We start from the raw sequence: 2,365 nt of genomic DNA, 5'->3' as shown, positions 1-2,365 counted from the left end.
TCATCGGTTTTGGTTTGTAAACTTCTTTTTTTCTGTTTGCCATAATAAAAGGCCTCCTATGATTTAATATATTTTATCATAGAAGACCTTTATAGTGTTTAATTTACAGAGTTTTTTTCACAGGCTCTTATTTATTTCCAAATACCAAGATTAGAAAGTACAGATTCTGTTATTTCGGTAGCCTGACTTCCAGTTGCACCAGAAGAGGATTGAATATTTGTTGCGAAGTAGTAAGTATTATTCGCTGTTTCAATGTATCCGATAAACCAGCCATTGACATCTTTACCATTGACACGCCCAGTTCCTGTTTTCCCGTAAAGAGAACCGGAAGAAGTAGTGGAAAGCAGCAGGGCTTTTTTTACAGCCTGGATATTTTTACTGTCAAAATGAAAATTATTTTGATAGAAATCCTGTAACAATTCCACCTGTTCTATGGGTGATATCTTCAGAGAGAAATCTGTCCAATAGAGATTTAGATTTGTTCCAGTATTTTGATTCCCATAGTTTATTGTCTGTAAAAATGTTCTTACGGCTTCAAAACCTGCCTGTGAATCAATTGCCTGAAAATACCAGTTTACAGAATTATGTATAGCCGAGGTTAAATCTTGATCGGCTTCCCATGAATTAAAAGGATATGGTTCTCCATTCCATGTGAAAGTGGAATGTTCTGGTGTAATAATTCCAGATTCCAAGCCAAGTAATGCATCATATATTTTATAAGTCGAATTCGGTGATACACGTGTGGAAGCATGATCCATATTATAAATATTCCATTTATCAGCAGACTGATTATATAAAACAAAACTTCCGGTGTAGTCCCCAAAATTGGAAGAAAGATTTAGCTGAGTAATATTCTTTTCGGTTGTGTCAAAATGATAGCCAGTCTGATCAGAAGCATAAACAGAAAGTATGGGAATGCATCCAATGATGATAGTAGAGACGAATATGCATATAAGATATCCACGAATTTTTTGTTTAAAAGTAGGTTGGTGGAATGATGCAATATTTAAAATGCGTCCTTTTAACTGTTTTATATTTCCACTGATTCCCATAGTAAGAGGGAATGGAGACAGAGCTATTGTTTCGGCAAAGTTAATCAGTGTATTTCCATATGACTTGTATTCTGTTTCTTTCAATAATTGTAATACAGCACTGTCGCAGGCAAGTTCGCGTTCCTGCCGTATTCTTTTTAGAAAATACCAGATTAGGGGATTGAACCAGTAGAAAACATGTACTGTATTTATCAAATATCCAATTAGAATATCTTTATGCTTGTAGTGCTGCAGTTCATGAAGAAGCATATATCGAATATCAGTTGCGCTTATAGTTCCAGCGTTAAAATCTGAAATCAAGTGAATTGGAAGATAAATGCGAGGATGCAGGAAACCAGCCAAAACAGGAGATTTCAAAAATGCTGTACTATAAATCGGAATGGTATGCTTGCTGTTCACTTCGTTTAAACATTCTATATAAAGAGCGTTTAGTTCTTCATTTTGAAGAGGTAAAGCAGAACTATGTAAGGCGTTTACTTGTCTTACTGAGCGGTAGAGAAGAAAAAACATTATGAATATACCGATACTCCAGAAAAATACAAGTAATGTGTGAATAAAAGTTGGTATTTGGGTGCTGACAGAGACAGCAAAATCATTTATTTTATCCAAATTATAACCATTACCAGAAAGAAAAGTGGTTTGAATGTCACCATTGGTACTTGAACTGGCTGTCAGCAAATGGCTCCACGATATAGAAGATGGGGCAGAGCTTATTGGTAAAAAGGGAACAATTAGAACGGCAAGAAATATAATCGAAAGATTATATTGCATACGTGCGGATAATTGCCTTTGCAATAAATTTTTTAATCCCAGTAAACTACCTAAAAAAATACAAATGATGGCATTACACAGTAAAAATCGAAAACTAAAATATATCAAAATATGCTCCTCCTCCCATGGTTAATGATTGGAAAGAAGATTCCGTAAGCTGGCAATGTCTTCTTCAGACAATTTATCATCCTCAATGTAAGAGGCAAGCATAGAAGTGATATTACCATTATAATATCGTTTTAAAAAAGAATTACTTTCCTGCCGAATATATTCGTCTTCCTTGACCAATGGAGTATAGACAAAAACCCGGCTTTGTTTTTCGTAGGTTAGTGCTTTTTTAGAAACGAGACGTTTAATTAATGTATGAATTGTTTTAGGACTCCAACGGGAAATTTGTGTTAATTTTTCAGTAATTTCATTGGTGCTGATTGGTGCGTATTTCCAAACGATTTTCATAACTTCAAATTCAGCTTCTGAAATTTGAGGCAGATTGTTCATGTGATATTCCTCCAAATCTTACAAATGTAATAAAAATATTATAT

The 2,365-nt window shown here is 34.3% G+C and carries 2 protein-coding genes; both read right to left on the bottom strand.

Annotated features, from left to right (window positions below):
• Positions 1–131 precede the first annotated feature (131 nt).
• On the bottom strand, positions 132–1,931 hold the full coding sequence (locus JQM81_RS13340; RefSeq protein ID WP_235234292.1) for a BlaR1 family beta-lactam sensor/signal transducer: 1,800 nt from the start codon (positions 1,929–1,931) through the stop codon (positions 132–134).
• Positions 1,932–1,952: 21 nt separating this feature from the next.
• Positions 1,953–2,321, bottom strand: coding sequence for a BlaI/MecI/CopY family transcriptional regulator (locus JQM81_RS13335; RefSeq protein WP_235234291.1), 369 nt, complete (start codon positions 2,319–2,321; stop codon positions 1,953–1,955).
• Positions 2,322–2,365: the final 44 nt, after the last annotated feature.

Origin of the sequence: Faecalicatena contorta, assembly GCF_021531895.1 — a bacterium.
GTDB lineage: Bacteria > Bacillota > Clostridia > Lachnospirales > Lachnospiraceae > JAFBIX01.
This window is presented reverse-complemented; position numbering and strand designations above follow the sequence as displayed.